Below are 16520 nucleotides of genomic sequence, written 5' to 3' on the forward strand. Positions count from 1 at the left end.
ATCTCCCAGCAGACACCTGTTAATAAGATTGCGAGCGCTGTATTATTTAAAACAACAATCCCTGTCCCTGTCACTAGTAAACTCAGACTTGCAAGGGCTAGCAAGCACTTGCATCAATCGCTTAACGCCAGTCCGAAAACAAATGAACATATTTATCAATAATATCACATGCATCAAATTTACTCGGATCAACATTGAATAGCGCAGAACGTCCGATCATTTCGTCTGGAATAATTAAATCACTAAATACATCGTAATACTCCCGGTCTGCATAGTCATCCCATAGAACTTGCATAGACTTCTGACAATATAAAAGAGCAACTAAAAAACATGCTGCTCGCCAACGGCCATCTATAAAAACAAATTTAGGGCATTCACCACGACCCCTTAAAATATGCCATGGCTTTAACATGCAACGAACAAATTTCTGCATCCTTACAACACCAATACCCTCTAAATCAGTATCTGGATACCCCCATTCCTTAGTCAAGCCAACATCCAAGTGAACTGGAACAATTCTGTTCATCAGTCCCAAATTATTAATATTTAACAAGAGTCTCGCGAGCCATGCGGAGTCAGTTTCGCAGCAATAAACTCGATTATTTGGATTGCTTTGGAGAGCCAAAAGTGTAGAGCCCCCACTGCCAAACTCAAGAATTGTCCCTCCAATACTTTTATAAGTATGCTCTAGATAAACTTTTGTCTTTTCATCCAGTGTCAGCTCAAATGATTCACTCATCAAAAAAGACGCCCCTTAAGTCCTTCTAACAATAATACAATAATCTCTAATAATTCAACTCAAAAAAATTCCCCCGCCAACTCTGACAGGGGAATTTACTAATACTCGAACTTATATCAATAGTCGAAGTCACCGCCGCCCATGCCGCCGCCGGCAGGAGCAGCTTCCTTCTTCTCGGGCAAATCAGCCACGATGCACTCAGTGGTCAGCACCATGCCAGCAATTGACGCAGCATTCTGCAGACCGGAGCGGGTCACCTTGGCGGGGTCAACGATGCCGGCACCCAGCATGTCGACGTAATCGCCGGTAGCGGCGTTGTAGCCCTCGTTGATGGCCCGGGACTTGACGTTCTCGGCCACAACAGCGCCATTGGCACCAGCGTTCTCAGCGATCCGCATCAAAGGAGCGGTCAGAGCCGCAGCCACGATGTTGGCACCGATGAGTTCTTCACCGGAGAGGTTGCCGTTGGCCCACTCCTCTAGGGAAGGAGCAAGGTGAGCGAGGGTGGTTCCACCGCCAGGGACGATGCCCTCTTCCACAGCCGCCTTGGTGGCGTTGATGGCATCCTCAAGACGAAGCTTCTTGTCCTTCATCTCGGTTTCAGTGGCCGCGCCCACCTTCACCACAGCCACGCCTCCGGCCAGCTTGGCCAGACGCTCCTGCAGTTTCTCCTTGTCGTAGGTGGAGTCGGTCTCGTCCATCTGCTTTTTGATCTGCTCGCAGCGGGCGCCTACAGCCGCCTCGTTGCCTTCAGCAACGATCGTCGTGGTGTCCTTATTAATGGTCACCCGACGAGCCGTACCGAGCATCTCAAGCTTGGCGTTCTCCAGCTTAAGGCCGGCATCCTCAGTGATCAGCTGACCGTTGGTCAGAACAGCCATGTCTTCCAACATGGCCTTACGGCGATCGCCGAAACCAGGGGCCTTAACGGCGGCCACGTTCAGCACACCGCGCAGGCGGTTCACCACCAAGGTCGCGAGGGCTTCCTTCTCGATGTCCTCAGCAATGATCAGCAGAGGCTTGCCGGTGCGAGCAATCTGCTCAAGCACAGGAACCAGGTCCTGAACCAGGCCGATCTTCTTGTCGGTGAGCAGGATGTAGGGCTCGTCCAGGACGGCTTCCATCCGCTCGGTGTCGGTGGCGAAATAAGGGGAGATGTAGCCCTTGTCGAAGCGCATGCCCTCGGTGACCTCAAGTTCGGTCTCCATGGATTTGCCTTCTTCCAGGGAGATCACACCCTCTTTGCCGACCTTGTCCATGGCACTGGCGATCATGGTGCCCACCTCTTCGTCGTTTCCGGCGGAGATGGTGCCGACCTGAGCAATGGCATTGCTGTCAGCGATGGGCTTGGCCTGCTCCTTGATCTTGCTGACCAGGAAATCGGAGGCTTTGTCGATGCCCTTTTTGAGCGTGATCGCGTTGGCGCCAGCAGCGACGTTGCGAAGACCGGCCTTCACCATGGCGTGAGCCAGGACGGTGGCGGTGGTGGTGCCGTCACCGGCGGCGTCGTTGGTCTTGGACGCAGCCTGACGAATCAAGGCAACACCGGTGTTCTCGATGTGATCCTCGAGTTCGATCTCTTTGGCGATGGTGACGCCGTCGTTGATGATCTGGGGGGCTCCGAATTTTTTCTCGAGCACCACGTTGCGGCCCTTGGGCCCAAGGGTGACAGCAACTGACTCGGCCAGAATGTCAATCCCTTTTTCGAGAGCGCGACGGGCGTTCTCGTTGTAAATAATGCGCTTTGCCATGGAGAAATTCCTTGGTGATGAAAGTGTTTTGAAGTCCTGGTGCTCTGTCGTCTGCAACTGAACAAAGCCGTACTCACTCGACTCAACTCAGACGTTGCTTGTCCTGACAACAGATCTTGAGCAATCAATGCCTGGACGATTGATCCTTCAACGAACGATCAGTTGACGACCGATCAGTTGACGACAGCCAGAATGTCCTTTTCGGTGAGTAGCACGTACTCGTCGCTGCCGAGCTTGATATCGGTACCGGCGTACTTGCTGTACAGGACTTTGTCGCCAACACCGACTTCAGGGGCCTGACGACTGCCGTCGTCATTACGCTTGCCTGGGCCGATCTGAACCACTTCGCCCACCTGGGGCTTTTCCTTGGCGGTGTCAGGAAGCAGGATGCCGCCCGCGGTTTTTTCCTCAGATTCGGAGACCTTGACGAAAACGCGGTCACCGAGAGGCTTCACGGTGGAGACGCTGAGAGATACAGCTGCCATGAGTTCTTTCAGAAGCAGGGAATGGGCGCCGAAGCGCTTACATCGACACGAGCTAGCACTCAAAGCCGACGAGTGCCAACGTATGAAGGCGAGGGGCCCCAAGGCCAGCGGCCATCTGTGCGGTTGACCGAACCGGACCGTCCCGATGTTTCACACCGCCACACAACTGAGCCGGTGGTATGTTTGCGCCGCTCTAAAGGCCACGAGCGCGCTGCGCCTCAACCCAACTCTTCCTTACTTATGGTCGCTTCTGCTCCTGCATCCGCCGGCACCAAGGGCGTGGTTCGTCAGGTGATTGGCCCGGTTCTGGACGTGGAATTCCCAGCCGGGAAACTGCCGAGGATCTACAACGCTCTCAGGATTGAGGGCAAAAACGCCAGCGGCCAGGATGTCGCCCTCACAGCAGAGGTGCAGCAACTCCTCGGCGACCATCGCGTGCGTGCCGTTTCCATGAGCAGCACCGACGGTCTGGTGCGTGGCATGGAGGCTGTCGATACCGGAGCTGCCATCTCCGTGCCCGTCGGTGAAGCCACCCTTGGTCGCATCTTCAACGTTCTGGGAGAACCCGTTGATGAGCAGGGCCCTGTCAACGCCACGGCGACGGCTCCGATTCACCGCGAAGCACCAAAGCTGACCGAGCTGGAAACCAAGCCAAAGGTTTTTGAAACAGGGATCAAGGTGATCGACCTGCTGGCGCCCTATCGCCAGGGAGGCAAGGTCGGTCTGTTTGGTGGTGCCGGTGTGGGCAAAACCGTGCTGATCCAGGAACTGATTAACAACATCGCCAAAGAACACGGTGGCGTCTCTGTTTTCGGCGGCGTGGGCGAGCGGACCCGTGAAGGCAACGACCTTTATGAGGAATTCAAGGAATCCGGAGTGATCAACTCCGAGGATCTCTCCAAATCAAAGGTGGCCCTCTGCTATGGCCAGATGAACGAACCCCCCGGCGCTCGGATGCGTGTGGGTCTCTCGGCGCTGACCATGGCCGAGCACTTCAGGGACGTCAACAAGCAGGACGTTCTGCTGTTCGTCGACAACATCTTCCGCTTTGTGCAGGCGGGCTCCGAGGTTTCGGCTTTGCTGGGACGTATGCCCTCCGCCGTGGGATACCAGCCCACCCTCGGTACCGACGTCGGCACCCTGCAGGAACGCGTTGCATCCACCCTCGAGGGTTCGATCACATCAATTCAGGCTGTCTACGTGCCTGCTGACGACCTGACGGACCCTGCTCCAGCCACCACCTTCGCCCACCTAGACGCGACCACGGTTCTCAATCGTGCTCTCGCCTCCAAGGGCATCTACCCCGCTGTGGACCCCCTGGACTCCACGAGCACAATGCTTCAGCCAGCCGTGGTCGGAGACGAGCACTACAAGGTGGCCCGCAATGTCCAGTCCACCCTGCAGCGCTACAAGGAGCTTCAGGACATCATCGCCATCCTTGGCCTCGACGAACTGTCTGAGGAAGACCGTCAAACCGTTGATCGCGCCCGCAAGGTCGAGAAGTTCCTCTCTCAGCCCTTCTTTGTGGCTGAGATCTTCACCGGTATGTCCGGCAAATACGTGAAGCTGGAAGAAACCATCGCCGGTTTCACCCAGATCCTGGCCGGTGAGCTGGATCATCTGCCCGAACAGGCCTTCTACCTGGTTGGCAACATCGATGAAGCCAAAGCCAAGGCCGAGAAGATTGCAGCAGAGGCCAACTGATGAGTGGTTCCCTCACCCTCCGCGTTCTTTCCCCCGACAAGAACGTTTTTGATGGCAGCGCTGATGAGGTGATTTTGCCCAGCACCACTGGGCAGCTGGGCATTCTTCCCGGCCACATTTCCCTCCTCACCGCCATCGATGTGGGTGTTCTTCGGGTGCGTGCAGACGGTGGCTGGAATTCCATCGCCCTGATTGGAGGCTTCGCTGAGGTTGATGCCGACGAAGTGACGGTTCTGGTAAACAACGCAGAACTCGGCAGCACGATTGATCCCAGCGTCGCTGAAAGCGAACTCCAGGCTGCTTCTACAGCCGTTACCGGCATGGAAGGCCAACCTGCATCACCTGAGAAGGTGAAAGCACAACAGCAGTTAAGTCTGGCCAAGGCCCGGGTTCAAGCCAGCAAATCCAGCGACTGATCCAGCTGGGCTCCATTGATGACAGAACCAGAGCCAATGGCTCTGGTTTTTTTATGGGCAATCAGGTCACACACATCTCTGAAAGACAAAAAAAAATGACCCGCCAAGGCGGGCCATTGGGCTGACCAATGAGTCAGATCAGATCAAGAATCAGGCAGTGCCACAGAAGGTGACATCGGGGAATTTGAGTTTGGCTTCATCAAGAGTCTTGCCTTTGCCCTCTTCCTGCCAGTAGTTGATCACTTCGGTGGCTTTGTTGAGCACTTCAACGCGCTCGTTGTCGGTGATCCAACTTTTGCCTTCCAATTCTGTTTTCAAGGTTTCCCAGGCATCTTCCCGAGGCCAGAAGAAATAAGCCGTGAGGGGGCTGGGACCACCACCCACGATCTGGTCAACAGCCAAAGCTACATTGTCCGGCAACCAGAGAATCTTCAACAGGAAGCGGCCCTCGTCAGCCTTGGGGGTGTAGCCGGAAGGGACTCCATCCGCGTCGATCGTTGCTGAGGCCAACGCCGCCGCTCCACCACGGAGAACGGGACGAGCTTCTCCCTCTCCGGCGGCCTCACCAGCTGGTTGCTTGGCAGGCTCCTTGTCCGCTTCAACAGCGACAGCTGGACTGGCCTCCACGGCCGCGCTGGCGGCCTCCTGTTCACTGGTTGCTGCGCCTTCGGAGACCGTCATGTATGTGCGCTCGAGGAATCAGAACAAACAACTAACCTACCAGCCGCCCCAGCCGTTCTTCTCCTGAAACCCTCCCTCCTGTTGTTCGACATCGACGGTGTCATCCGGGATGTCGCAGGCAGCTACAGACGGGCGCTGCAGGAAACCGTTCATCACTACTGCGGCTGGAAGCCGAGCCCGAACGACATCGACGTCCTCAAGTCGGAAGGGCTTTGGAACAACGACTGGGATGCCAGTCTCGAGCTGCTGAGGCGTCGGGGCTGCAGCGTGCCAATGCGCAGCAGCCTCGTGCGTGTGTTCAGCGACTTCTACTTCGGTGGCAATCCCGATGGTGATCCCGCCAACTGGAGCGGTTTCATCAGAGATGAGCCGTTGTTGGTGGCGAAATCCTTCTTCGATCAGCTCCAGGCCCAGGGGCACCGCTGGGGATTCGTCAGCGGTGCCGAACCGGCGTCCGCCCGATTCGTCCTCAGCCAACGTCTAGGTCTGGTCGATCCACCCTTGATCGCCATGGGCGATGCACCCGACAAACCGGATCCCACCGGCTTGATTCGCATGGCCAAGCAGCTGGCCGCCGGCGAAGTGCCCCGCTGGATCGCTTACATCGGCGACACGGTGGCCGATGTGCACACGGTGCTCAATGCCCGCGAGCGGCAACCGGAACTTCCCTGGCGCAGCCTTGCTGTGGCCCCACCGCACATCACAGATGTGACGAGGTATCACCAGCAGCTGCAGGACGCCGGCGCCGACCGCATCGTGGACGCAACCCGGGAGTTGCTCCCAATCCTTATGGAAGGACTGACCCCATGACCGACGCAGCCTCTCAACGAAATAGGGGATTAATCCCACTGCTGCTCCCGATCCTGGTTGGTCTTGCTGCTCTGGCTGCAATCGAATTCAGCGGCGTGATGGGCTGGCTGCTGGTACAACCCACCTCCGTCGTGCTCGGCGGACTGATTCTGCTCAGCGGCGTGGTGCTATTGCTCTCCCGCAGCGTGGCCAACCAGGCTGACCGGGTATCCGAGCTGATCGGACAGCCCTACGGAACCCTGGTGCTGACAGCGGCCGTGATGACGATCGAACTGGCCCTCGTCGCCAGCACGATGCTCACCGGCGAACGCAACCCGACCCTGGCCAGGGATTCAATGTTTTCGGTGGTGATGATCGCCCTCACTGGAGTGACCGGTCTCTGCAACGTGCTGGCAGCAGTACGCCGCGGTGCCCTTTGCGACGACGGCAAGGTGGACACCAGCCAGATGGTGGGTCCCAACCTGCTGGGTGCCCTCACCTACTTCGATCTGATCAGCACCATGTGCGTACTGGCCCTGGTGATTCCCAATTTCAGCCGCAGCACCACGGAAGCGAACTTCAGCACTCCGGTGAATGTGGTGCTGTCCGTGGTGGCACTGGGGGTGTACGCCGTTTTTCTCACCGCCCAGATGGGGCGCTACAGCAACCTCTACACCGAACGCGAGAACCTGATCATCCGCGACGATGACATCCTCGAGGCTGAAGAGCCTGGCCTGCCGCTGTGGAAAGCCGCCACGTTGTTGGTGGTCGGCCTGCTGGTGGTGTGCCTGATCGCTGAGTCGATGGGCCAGCTCATTGAAACCGGCATCACCGACCTGGGGTTGCCCAGCTCCCTGGCCGGCGTGCTGGTGGCCATGTTGATCCTGGCGCCGGAAGCACTCAATGCCGTGCAGGCGGCTTCGCAGGGGGAAGTGCAACGCTCGATCAACACGCTGTATGGCTCCGTGGTGGCCACCGTGAGCCTCACGGTGCCTGCTGTGCTGGTTCTTGGGGTCATCACCAACACCGACGTCATCCTGGGGCTGGAGCCCTTCGAGATGGTGCTTCTGGCCCTCACCTTGATTCTGAGTTACCCCCACGCTCGACTCACCGGCATCGAAGGCTTGATGAAGCTGGTGATCTTTCTGTTCTGGATCCTGCTGCAGGTGGCCTAGGGACGCTCCATCGCTGCCAGGCTCTTCTGCGCCGCGGCTGTCATCACCTCACAGCCCCCGTTGACCACAGCCACATCGTCCTCGATGCGAATCCCGATTCCCTTCCAGCGGTCATCGATCGCCGGCTGACCCTCCGGCACCGCCAGACGATCGCTCACGTAAAGCCCTGGCTCAACGGTAAGAACCATCCCCTCGGTGAGGTTGGCTGGCTTCTCACCCAGCCGATAAGCCCCGACATCGTGGACATCCAGTCCCAGCCAGTGACCGGTTCGATGCATGTAGAGATGGCGGTAGTCGCCCCGTTCAATCACACCCTCGGAATCACCACTGAGCAAGCCCAGCTCAATCAGGCCGTCCACCAGCACCGTCAGTGCCGTGAGGTGAACCTCCTCAGCCGTCCCGCCGGGACGCACCGCATCGATCGCCGCCTGCTGGGCTGAAAGCACCAGGCTGTAAAGGTCTCGCTGCTCAGCGGTGAAGTGGCCGTTGATCGGAAAGGTGCGGGTGATATCGCCGTTGTAGTAGTCCGAGATCGAACAACCGGCGTCGATCAACAACAGATCTCCATCACGCAGTTCTGCCGAGTTGGCCGTGTAGTGGAGAACACAGGCATTGTCTCCGCCGGCAACGATCGATCCATAAGCCGGACCACGGGCACCGCTGCTGCGGAAATGAGCTTCGATCGCGGACTGAATCTGGGCTTCATTCATCCCGGGTTCGGTGATCGAGCGGGCCAGTTCATGGGCCTCCGCCGAGAGACGACAGGCCTCCCGCATGCGATCCAGCTCGTGGGGTTCCTTGCACAACCTCAGACGGTGCAGGATCGGACATGGAGCCACCAGGCCGAGGGCGGCACTGCCGGATCGCGAAGCGCGATCCAGCTGACGCCCCCAGGTTTGCAACACCAGCGGCTCCACCTGCGGATGACGACCAACACGAAAAGCGATTGCGTCTGCTCCATCAAGAAACTCGGTGAGCCGTCCCTGAAGCTGATCCAGCGGGTAAGCGATGTCAGCCCCGAACCGCTCAACCGCACCTTCAGTGCCCCAACGAAACCCGGTCCAGACCTCGGCGGCAGGATCCTTGGGATGCACAAACAGCACGAAGCGCTCTCCTTCCGGCCGATGGGGAAGCAACAGCGCCACAGCATCCGGCTCATCAAAACCGGTGAGGTAGAAGAAATCGCTGTTCTGGCGAAAGGGCCACTCACAATCCGCGTGATGGGTGGCCAGAGGGGCAGCGGGAATCACGGCAGCGGCTGACCCCAGCTCCGCCATGAATCGCTCACGGCGTCGGCCATAAAGAGCTGGATCCATGGCCATCACGCCCGCATCAGTTGATCAGGATGGCAGCTCGAAGCTCCTGGTTGCCTGACGTCGATAACATGAGCTTCACGGAAATCAGCAATGGGCTCTGACCTGTTGGTGCTGCTGCTGCTGGTGGTCGTTGTGCTGCTCGGCTCTGCACTCTGCTCAGGAGTGGAAGCGGCAATGCTGACGGTCAGTCCGATCCGCGTTCACGAATTGGCCGCGCGCCGTCAGCCGGTTGCGGGTGCGCGGCGCCTGGCGCAGCTGCGTCAGCGCCTGGGAAGAACCCTCTCGGTGCTGGTGATTGCGAACAACGGCTTCAACATTTTCGGCAGCCTGATGCTCGGTGGTTACGCCGCCTGGGTTTTTGAGCAACGAGGCATTGGCGGTATCGCCCTGCCACTGTTCTCTGTAGGCCTCACCGTGCTGGTGATGCTGCTTGGCGAGATCTTGCCCAAAGCGCTCGGCAGCCGTCTGGCCCTGCCGGTTTCACTGGCGAGCGCCCCGGTTCTCCACTGGCTCGGCCTGCTGCTCAAGCCACTGGTGTTACTGCTGGAACGGCTGCTGCCAGCGATCACCGCGGAAGCCGAGCTCTCAACCAATGAAGACGAGATCCGCCTGCTGGCCAGACTCGGATCCCAAAAAGGCCAGATCGAAGCGGATGAGGCCGCGATGATCGGCAAGGTTTTTCAGCTGAATGACCTCACAGCACGGGACCTGATGACGCCGAGGGTGGCAGCGCCAACCCTGGATGGAGCCCTCAGCCTGGAGGCTCAGCGCCAGCTGTTGTTGGACAACAACGCTGCCTGGTGGGTGGTTCTGGGAGACCAGGTGGACAAGGTGCTAGGGGTGGCCAGTCGAGAGCGCCTGCTCACGGCCTTGCTCGAGAACCGAGGACTGCTGACCCCTGCAGATCTCAGTGAAACGGTGGATTACGTCCCCGAAATGATTCGTGCCGATCGATTGCTGACCGGTTTTCGCCGGGACAGCAGCGGAGTACGCGTCGTGGTGGATGAGTTCGGCGGCTTCGTTGGCGTCATCGGTGCGGAATCCGTTCTCGCCGTGCTGGCGGGGGGGTGGCGCAAGCCGGCAGCATGAGGCCCATGAATCAGGTTGTGATCCCACCTCCAGCCAGCATCGATCGGTGCTGGCAGCTGCTGCAGCGCTGGCGCGGTGAGTTGCAACTCACACGACGCGAACAGGGCGTGCTGGCGGGATCCCTGGTGGTGCTGGACCGTCAACTGCTACGGCTGAGGCAACGTCGGCTCCGCATTGCCGTCTTCGGTCGAGTCGGTGTCGGCAAATCCAGCCTGATCAATGCCTTGGTCGGGACGGATGTAATGGAGACGGATGTCGCCCACGGAAAGACAAGGCGGCAACAGGCCGTGAACTGGCCGATCCCCATCCCAGGACTGGATCAGGTCGAACTGGTCGATACCCCCGGCATCGATGAAATCCAGGCCGCGGCCCGCGCCCGTCTGGCTCGTCGAATCGCCATGGACGCGGATCTCGTGCTTCTGGTGATCGACAGCGACCTGACGCGCACGGATCAGGACGGCCTCAAGGTGCTGCAGGATTCCGGCAAACCTGTCCATCTGGTCCTCAACCGGAGCGACCGCTGGCAAGCCGACGAGATCACAGAGGTGCTGAGCAGCATCCGCTCGCGCCTGAGCTCTGACATTCCACTGACAGCCGTCGCCGCTGCTCCTCGACGACCCGTGATTGACGAGGATGGGCGCGTCCGCAGTGAGCCGGTTGCCGCCAGGGTTGAGGCCTTGCGGGTTCGACTGCTCGAAACGCTCGAAACGGAAGGATCACTGCTGCTGGCCTTGCAGTCGTTGAGTCAGGCGGATCGGTTCCAGCATGCGCGGCAGCAGCTGCGTCTGCAGCAGCACCGACGGCGAGCCCAGGGACTGATCGGACGCTTTGCCGCAGCCAAGGCGACAGGGGTGGCTGCCAATCCTGTGATGGCTCTCGACCTGGCGGCGGGGCTGGCCTGCGACACAGCCCTTGTGATGCAACTGTGCCAGCTCTACGGCCTGCCGTTGGCGCCATCATCCGCGCGTCAACTGTTGCGGCGCCTCTCCCAGGACAACGCCCTCCTGGTCGGCATCCAACTGGGACTGACGGCGTTGAAGCAGGGTCTGATCCTGATGGCACCCATCAGCGGTGGCATGAGTCTTGCCCCCGCCGCGCCCGTTGCTCTGGCTCAGGCAGCTTTGGCCGTGCACACCACCAGACGAACCGGCCAGGTCGTGGCCGAGGAGCTGATGCGTGGCCTGCATCGCTGCGGCGGGCAGCCAGGCGCCCTTCTGATGCGACTGAGTCAGAGCGATCCGGTCGTGCGCTACTGGATGGAGCGCTGGGGTGGACGGCCCCCGCAGACCTTGCAGCCGCTGCTGCCCTGAGCTGACATGGCCCTGACCCTCGCGCTGCTCGGCACCAGCTCCGACCCACCCACGAAGGGGCATCAGTGCCTGCTGGAGGGATTGCTTGCCCGTTTCGACAGGGTCGCCACCTGGGCCAGTGACAATCCGATGAAATCCCACGGTGCCCCACTGGATCTGCGCGCGTCCTTGCTGCAGGCCCTGGTCAGGCAGATCGGCAGTCCACGCCTGGAGCTGGTTCAGTCTCTGAGCAGCCCATGGGCGATCACCACGGTGCAGCGGGCAGCCGAACGCTGGCACGACTGGGAACTCGTGTTTGTTGTGGGCAGTGATCTGGCTGCACAGATCCCTCGCTGGAAGCAGGCCAGTGCGTTCCTGGAGGCCTGTCATCTCGCCATCGCCCCCCGTCAGGGCTGGCCTCTGTCCCCCAAGGCCACAGAAGAGCTGCGCCAGATGGGCGGCCGCCTGGAGATTCTCGATCTGGACGTTCCAGCCACTGCCAGCTCGAACCTGCGTCAGCAACCGCAGCCGAGTCAGATCCCAGGGCAGGTCTGGCCTCTCCTGCTGGAGCATCAGCTTTATGGCCTCACCCCACATCACTGCTGATGCGTCTTGCCCTGGCCCAGCTCAATCCTCTGGTGGGTGACCTTTCAGGGAACACCAGGATGATTCTCAAGGCCTGTGAGCAGGCTGAGGCTGGCAAGGCGGATCTGCTGCTCACGCCCGAACTGTCCCTCTGGGGCTATCCGCCGCGGGATCTGCTGCTGCAACCGGAACGCCTGAACCAGCAGAAAGAAGTCCTGGATCAGCTTTGCAGGGATCTTGATCAGCGGCATTCCGACCTGACCGTTCTCGTTGGTGCAGCGATTGCCATCCAGGACGGTCGTCGACCGGCGCTCTACAACGCCATCGTCCAAGTGAGCCGCCAGGGATGGCGGCCCGTTGCCCACAAGCAGCTGCTTCCCAACTACGACGTCTTCGATGAACGCCGTTATTTCAGACCAGGCGAGAGGAGTTCCAGCCTGGTGCTGGACAACGGCCTCCGACTCGGGCTCACCATCTGTGAAGACCTCTGGGTGGACACCGAGCTGCAGAGAGAACGGCTGAGCGGGCCAGACCCTGTAGCCGAACTGATCAATGACGCACCGGATCTGCTGATCAACCTGGCTGCCTCTCCCTTTGACGCGTCGAAGCCGTCGCTGCGTCAGCAACTGGCAGCACGGGCTGCAGTGCGTCTGAATTGCCCGGTCGTCTACTTGAACCAGGTGGGCGGAAACGACGAGCTGATCTTCGACGGTGGCAGCTTTCTGCTCAATCCCAAGGGTGAACACCTGCTGCAACTGCCGTTTTGCAAGGAGTGGTTTGAGATCTGGGACAGCGAACCATCGCACCAGCCGGCACTGCCACTGCCATTGCCACTGCCACCCTCAGATCCCAGAGGCCTTCTTTTTCGAACCCTCGTTTTGGGCGTGCGGGACTACGCCTCCAAGTGCGGTTTTAAACAGGCTCTGCTCGGCCTCAGCGGCGGCATCGATTCAGCCCTGGTCGCTGTGATTGCAACAGCAGCACTCGGACCCGAGGCCATCACCACCCTGCTGATGCCATCGCCCTGGAGCTCCCGTGGCTCCATCGACGATGCCAAAACCCTGGCGAGCCGCCTTGGCATCGCCAGCCAAACCGTCCCAATCGCTTCGCTAATGCAAAGCTTCGGCAGCTCGTTGGCACCGGCCCTGGATGGGGAACCCCAGGGAGTCACAGCTGAGAACCTGCAATCTCGAATTCGAGGCACCCTGCTGATGGCCGTGGCCAACCAGCAGGGACAGCTGCTGCTCACCACAGGCAACAAATCGGAACTTGCCGTCGGGTACTGCACGCTCTACGGCGATATGAATGGCGGCCTAGCCGTGATTGGCGATCTCTACAAAACCACGGTCTTCGCTCTCTGCAACTGGCTGGATAGCGATGACTCCAGTCGCTGTCGCGATGATTTCGGGCTTGCGAGCCAGGGAGAGCTGGTCGGCGAAGCGATCAGAACCAAACCTCCCAGCGCGGAACTGAGACCTGACCAGAAGGACAGCGATTCGTTGCCGGATTACGGGGAGCTTGACGCGTTGCTGAAGCTGCTGATCGAAGAACGGCGTTCTGGCCAGGCGCTGATTGCAGAGGGCTTTTCGCCAGCGTTGGTGGAACGGGTAGAGAGGATGCTGCGTCGAGCCGAGTTCAAGCGCCGCCAGTCACCACCGCTGCTCAAGGTGAGTCCGCAAGCGTTTGGCACCGGATGGCGGCTGCCGATTGCAGCAGCGTGAATTTTCTGGCAGCGATGGCGCTGCAGCGCCAGATTGAAGAGATCCCCCGATGAGGGTCACCGGCCCATGGCAGCGTCCGTTCTGACGGCCCCGATGGCCAGCATCGGCGTACCCAAGGAAATCAAAGCCGACGAACAACGGGTGGCGCTCACTCCGGACGCCGTTCGTGAACTGGTCAGTCAGGGCCTGGAGGTCCGCATTGAAAGTCGGGCCGGTGATGGCGCGGGGATCAGAGATGAGGCGTTTGCGGCGGCAGGTGCTCAAGTGGTGTCCCGGGACGACGCCTGGGGCGCTCACCTGGTTGTGAAGGTGAAGGAACCACAGCAGGAGGAGCTGAGGTTCCTGCGGGACGACATGGTGTTGTTCACCTACCTGCATCTGGCGGCTTACCCGAGCGTCGGGGAAGCTCTGCTGAACGCAGGGACGACGGGGATCGCCTACGAAACGGTCCAGCTCGAGAGCGGCAGTTTGCCCCTGCTGGCACCGATGAGCGAAATCGCAGGACGTCTTGCCGCCCAAGTTGGTGCCCATCTGCTCGAGCGACCCCACGGCGGGCGAGGTGTGCTCATGGGCGGCTGCACCGGCGTACAACCGGCACGAGTGGTGGTGCTTGGAGCAGGCACCGTTGGCTGGAATGCGGCACGACTGGCTGCTGCCATGGACGCAGAGGTCTTGCTGCTGGATCGCTCACCCGAACGCCTGCGCAGCCTTGAGGCCGATCGCCGCGGCCGTCTGATGAGTGTGGTGAGCAGCCGAGGCCTGTTGGAACGGCTTGTACCGTCCGCTGATCTCGTCATCGGTGCTGTTCTGACGCCAGGAGGGCGGGCCCCCACCCTGGTTGATGAAATCCTGGTGGAGCAGATGCGACCCGGCTCGGTGATCGTGGATGTGGCCATTGACCAGGGCGGCTGCGTGGCCACAAGCCAGGAGACCACGCACACCTCCCCGACGGTTTCGATCCATGGGGTGCAGCACTACGCCGTTGGCAACATGCCGGGAGCTGTGCCCTTCACCTCCACAGAAGCCCTGGTAAGTGTGACCTTGCCATACATCATTGGCATCGCTGGCCGGGGACTGGAGGAGGCCGTGACGGACAAGCCCGAACTGCTCTCCGGTCTTAACACCGTTCAGGGCAGCGTCTGTCACCCCGGCGTCGCCAAAGCCCTGGGGCTACCGCCCCGTCATCCGATGGCCTGCCTGCGCTGAAGCGGACGCATCAGGGACTCCGGTGCCAGCCCCTCCCGCAGCGCCATCACCAGCCCAGCAGCCTCGGCGTAACTACCTGCATGCAGAACATCCGGCGCCATCGCCAGGGCATCGGATGTGACAGAGAGCACGGAGCGGTTCTCCACCGTGATCACAGGCACCTGACGTTCCAGACAGGCCAGAACCGCTTCGCCACCGAGGGCCCCCTGGGGCACCACAACAGCACCGAGCTGATCCGCCATGAGATCGTCTGGTCGGCAAGAGCCATCGACCACCAAATCCGGGGCCCGGCTCAGGCCAACCAGAACACAGGCCAGGAAGGTGTGTCCGAGCTCTTCTGCCACAGCACGGGGGTCCACTTGAGGGTCAAGGGGAAGAGGAGCCAGAGCAGGCGCATGGGCGCAGGGCAACTGCAGATGACGAACCAGCAGATGACTGATCACCGCCTCAGCTCCTGCCAGGCCGTCCACACCACTGCCCTGCCGATAAGCGGCAAGTGCTGCTGTGTCGACCTCATCGGGGAAGCGAGCAACAACAGCAATCGCTGAAGCACCAGCCCGTTTGAGACATTCGCCAGCACGCAGAAGAGCATCAGGTCGTCCCAACCGACCCCAACTGGCACCACTGCCTCCTGTCTCCAGCGTCACCTCCAGCGGTGCATCCGATGTAATCACCGGTCCGATGTCCAGCCCCAGGGAGGCGCGGCAAGCTTCCATCAGCTGCCGATGCCGAAGGGTCAGATCCGCTTCAATCCCCGCATCGAGCAACAGTCCAAGGCGTTGTCGCCTCACTGGACGGAGTTGCCAATCTCCAGCAGCAAAACGGTCGAGCGCATACCCCTCGACGTAGTGAATCCTGTTGTCCAACCAGTAGAGCGACGCCCCATTCATCACGTTGGGGTGGGTGATCAGACAACCACTGGCCGACGCCAGAAGCCGGGCACTGGGGATTGCATCACCGGCATAACCGCCGATCTCACAACCGATTCCCGTCGGCACGACCATCAAAGTCGGCATCGGCGCAGGGATCATTCCGTCGTGACCGCTTCCAACTGGAGGATCCTCTGGCCATCCGCATCCCGGGTCACAGCTGTCAGAGCCCAGCGAAGCCAGTGATCCTGGTCAGCGACCTCACGCTTGATCAAGGACCTCAAGCCTGAGGCAGGGATGTTCAGCGGCCAGCGCAGCTCCAGGCGAAGGGTCCGCAGGATCATTTCTGGTACTGACCGAACTGCGCTTCATAGAGCGCATCCTCCTGACCAGCCCTGAGTGTGAGATCAGCGCGTGGGTAAGCCACACAAAGCAAGGTATAGCCCTGTTCCTGCAGATCAGACTTAACCCCCATGGCGTCGGGTTGTTCAACACGTCCCTCCGTGACGACGGCTGCACAAGTGGTGCAGACACCCGAGCAGCAGGAACTGGGAAGCATCACACCGGCAGCTTCAGCAGCGTTGAGCACCGTCTGATCAGAACGGCAAAGGAAGCTTTGAATCTCGCCTTCAAACTCCGCCCGGATGGTGTGGGTCGACACTGCCGCTGCGGTTTCAGTCATCTGATGCCCATCGCTGATCAGAT

The 16520-nt window shown here is 60.1% G+C and carries 17 protein-coding genes; 9 read left to right on the forward strand and 8 right to left on the reverse strand.

Annotation, left to right across the window (positions count from 1 at the left end; all coding sequences use genetic code 11):
• Positions 1 to 121 precede the first annotated feature (121 nt).
• The 3 genes from SYN9616_RS17320 to groES form a co-directional block, all read right to left on the reverse strand.
• On the reverse strand, positions 122 to 739 hold the full coding sequence (locus SYN9616_RS17320; RefSeq protein ID WP_156918740.1) for a hypothetical protein: 618 nt from the start codon (positions 737 to 739) through the stop codon (positions 122 to 124).
• A 116-nt stretch (positions 740 to 855) separates the two neighbouring features.
• The gene (groL, locus tag SYN9616_RS0108780; RefSeq protein ID WP_028952751.1) at positions 856 to 2490 is read right to left on the reverse strand and encodes a chaperonin GroEL; all 1635 of its coding nucleotides are present in this window, start codon (positions 2488 to 2490) and stop codon (positions 856 to 858) included.
• Positions 2491 to 2663: 173 nt separating this feature from the next.
• Positions 2664 to 2975, reverse strand: coding sequence for a co-chaperone GroES (gene groES, locus SYN9616_RS0108785; RefSeq protein WP_028952752.1), 312 nt, complete (start codon positions 2973 to 2975; stop codon positions 2664 to 2666).
• Positions 2976 to 3215: 240 nt separating this feature from the next.
• Here groES and atpD point away from each other — a divergent pair, with 240 nt between their 5' ends.
• A complete protein-coding gene (gene atpD / locus SYN9616_RS0108790) occupies positions 3216 to 4679 on the forward strand; it encodes a F0F1 ATP synthase subunit beta (RefSeq protein WP_028952753.1) in 1464 nt (487 codons plus the stop codon).
• Positions 4679 to 5095: an ATP synthase F1 subunit epsilon gene (gene atpC, locus SYN9616_RS0108795; protein ID WP_037990855.1), complete on the forward strand. Its 417-nt coding sequence runs from the start codon at positions 4679 to 4681 to the stop codon at positions 5093 to 5095. Before atpD ends, atpC begins: the two co-directional genes overlap by 1 nt.
• 150 nt (positions 5096 to 5245) lie before the next feature.
• Here the strand turns inward: atpC and SYN9616_RS0108800 are convergent, their stop codons facing one another.
• Positions 5246 to 5776, reverse strand: a complete 531-nt coding sequence (locus SYN9616_RS0108800) for a 30S ribosomal protein PSRP-3 (RefSeq protein ID WP_028952755.1) — start codon at positions 5774 to 5776, stop codon at positions 5246 to 5248.
• Positions 5777 to 5857: 81 nt separating this feature from the next.
• Here SYN9616_RS0108800 and SYN9616_RS0108805 point away from each other — a divergent pair, with 81 nt between their 5' ends.
• Positions 5858 to 6586, forward strand: coding sequence for a TIGR01548 family HAD-type hydrolase (locus tag SYN9616_RS0108805; protein WP_232200225.1), 729 nt, complete (start codon positions 5858 to 5860; stop codon positions 6584 to 6586).
• On the forward strand, positions 6583 to 7740 hold the full coding sequence (locus tag SYN9616_RS0108810) for a calcium:proton antiporter (protein ID WP_051410997.1): 1158 nt from the start codon (positions 6583 to 6585) through the stop codon (positions 7738 to 7740). Before SYN9616_RS0108805 ends, SYN9616_RS0108810 begins: the two co-directional genes overlap by 4 nt.
• On the opposite strand, the gene SYN9616_RS0108815 is transcribed toward SYN9616_RS0108810, so the two are convergent.
• Complete coding sequence (locus SYN9616_RS0108815) at positions 7737 to 9062, reverse strand: aminopeptidase P N-terminal domain-containing protein (RefSeq protein ID WP_037990857.1); 1326 nt, start codon at positions 9060 to 9062, stop codon at positions 7737 to 7739. The genes SYN9616_RS0108810 and SYN9616_RS0108815 overlap by 4 nt on opposite strands.
• A gap of 84 nt (positions 9063 to 9146) precedes the next feature.
• On the opposite strand from SYN9616_RS0108815, the gene SYN9616_RS0108820 reads away from it, so the two are divergent.
• The 5 genes from SYN9616_RS0108820 to ald all read left to right on the forward strand — a co-directional run bounded on the left by SYN9616_RS0108820 (position 9147) and on the right by ald (position 14946).
• Entirely contained in the window at positions 9147 to 10145 is a 999-nt protein-coding gene (locus SYN9616_RS0108820; protein ID WP_028952758.1) for a CNNM domain-containing protein, read from the forward strand.
• Positions 10146 to 10150: 5 nt separating this feature from the next.
• A complete protein-coding gene (locus tag SYN9616_RS0108825) occupies positions 10151 to 11455 on the forward strand; it encodes a GTP-binding protein (RefSeq protein WP_028952759.1) in 1305 nt (434 codons plus the stop codon).
• Between the two features lie 6 nt (positions 11456 to 11461).
• Positions 11462 to 12040, forward strand: coding sequence for a nicotinate-nucleotide adenylyltransferase (locus SYN9616_RS0108830; protein WP_028952760.1), 579 nt, complete (start codon positions 11462 to 11464; stop codon positions 12038 to 12040).
• Complete coding sequence (locus tag SYN9616_RS0108835; RefSeq protein WP_028952761.1) at positions 12040 to 13740, forward strand: NAD+ synthase; 1701 nt, start codon at positions 12040 to 12042, stop codon at positions 13738 to 13740. The genes SYN9616_RS0108830 and SYN9616_RS0108835 overlap by 1 nt, the downstream gene beginning before the upstream one ends.
• 66 nt (positions 13741 to 13806) lie before the next feature.
• Complete coding sequence (gene ald / locus SYN9616_RS0108840; protein ID WP_028952762.1) at positions 13807 to 14946, forward strand: alanine dehydrogenase; 1140 nt, start codon at positions 13807 to 13809, stop codon at positions 14944 to 14946.
• On the opposite strand, the gene SYN9616_RS0108845 is transcribed toward ald, so the two are convergent.
• The 3 genes from SYN9616_RS0108845 to SYN9616_RS0108855 are packed head-to-tail and all read right to left on the reverse strand — an operon-like array spanning position 14922 to position 16497.
• Entirely contained in the window at positions 14922 to 15977 is a 1056-nt protein-coding gene (locus SYN9616_RS0108845) for a DUF3326 domain-containing protein (RefSeq protein WP_028952763.1), read from the reverse strand. The genes ald and SYN9616_RS0108845 overlap by 25 nt on opposite strands.
• The gene (locus tag SYN9616_RS15575) at positions 15974 to 16159 is read right to left on the reverse strand and encodes a hypothetical protein (RefSeq protein WP_037990859.1); all 186 of its coding nucleotides are present in this window, start codon (positions 16157 to 16159) and stop codon (positions 15974 to 15976) included. Before SYN9616_RS15575 ends, SYN9616_RS0108845 begins: the two co-directional genes overlap by 4 nt.
• Entirely contained in the window at positions 16156 to 16497 is a 342-nt protein-coding gene (locus tag SYN9616_RS0108855; RefSeq protein ID WP_028952764.1) for a 2Fe-2S iron-sulfur cluster-binding protein, read from the reverse strand. The genes SYN9616_RS15575 and SYN9616_RS0108855 overlap by 4 nt, the downstream gene beginning before the upstream one ends.
• Positions 16498 to 16520 lie beyond the last annotated feature (23 nt).

The sequence above is a fragment of the Synechococcus sp. CC9616 genome, assembly GCF_000515235.1.
Lineage (GTDB): Bacteria > Cyanobacteriota > Cyanobacteriia > PCC-6307 > Cyanobiaceae > Parasynechococcus.

Excerpts from the sequence above, each read along its gene's own strand:
- SYN9616_RS17320 (WP_156918740.1), bottom strand. The coding sequence starts at position 739 with ATGAGTGAATCATTTGAGCTGACACTGGATGAAAAGACAAAAGTTTAT.
- groL (WP_028952751.1), bottom strand. The coding sequence starts at position 2,490 with ATGGCAAAGCGCATTATTTACAACGAGAACGCCCGTCGCGCTCTCGAA.
- groES (WP_028952752.1), bottom strand. The coding sequence starts at position 2,975 with ATGGCAGCTGTATCTCTCAGCGTCTCCACCGTGAAGCCTCTCGGTGAC.
- atpD (WP_028952753.1), top strand. The coding sequence starts at position 3,216 with ATGGTCGCTTCTGCTCCTGCATCCGCCGGCACCAAGGGCGTGGTTCGT.
- atpC (WP_037990855.1), top strand. The coding sequence starts at position 4,679 with ATGAGTGGTTCCCTCACCCTCCGCGTTCTTTCCCCCGACAAGAACGTT.
- SYN9616_RS0108800 (WP_028952755.1), bottom strand. The coding sequence starts at position 5,776 with ATGACGGTCTCCGAAGGCGCAGCAACCAGTGAACAGGAGGCCGCCAGC.
- SYN9616_RS0108810 (WP_051410997.1), top strand. The coding sequence starts at position 6,583 with ATGACCGACGCAGCCTCTCAACGAAATAGGGGATTAATCCCACTGCTG.
- SYN9616_RS0108815 (WP_037990857.1), bottom strand. The coding sequence starts at position 9,062 with ATGGCCATGGATCCAGCTCTTTATGGCCGACGCCGTGAGCGATTCATG.
- SYN9616_RS0108820 (WP_028952758.1), top strand. The coding sequence starts at position 9,147 with ATGGGCTCTGACCTGTTGGTGCTGCTGCTGCTGGTGGTCGTTGTGCTG.
- SYN9616_RS0108825 (WP_028952759.1), top strand. The coding sequence starts at position 10,151 with ATGAATCAGGTTGTGATCCCACCTCCAGCCAGCATCGATCGGTGCTGG.
- SYN9616_RS0108830 (WP_028952760.1), top strand. The coding sequence starts at position 11,462 with ATGGCCCTGACCCTCGCGCTGCTCGGCACCAGCTCCGACCCACCCACG.
- SYN9616_RS0108835 (WP_028952761.1), top strand. The coding sequence starts at position 12,040 with ATGCGTCTTGCCCTGGCCCAGCTCAATCCTCTGGTGGGTGACCTTTCA.
- ald (WP_028952762.1), top strand. The coding sequence starts at position 13,807 with ATGGCAGCGTCCGTTCTGACGGCCCCGATGGCCAGCATCGGCGTACCC.
- SYN9616_RS0108845 (WP_028952763.1), bottom strand. The coding sequence starts at position 15,977 with ATGATCCCTGCGCCGATGCCGACTTTGATGGTCGTGCCGACGGGAATC.
- SYN9616_RS15575 (WP_037990859.1), bottom strand. The coding sequence starts at position 16,159 with ATGATCCTGCGGACCCTTCGCCTGGAGCTGCGCTGGCCGCTGAACATC.
- SYN9616_RS0108855 (WP_028952764.1), bottom strand. The coding sequence starts at position 16,497 with ATGACTGAAACCGCAGCGGCAGTGTCGACCCACACCATCCGGGCGGAG.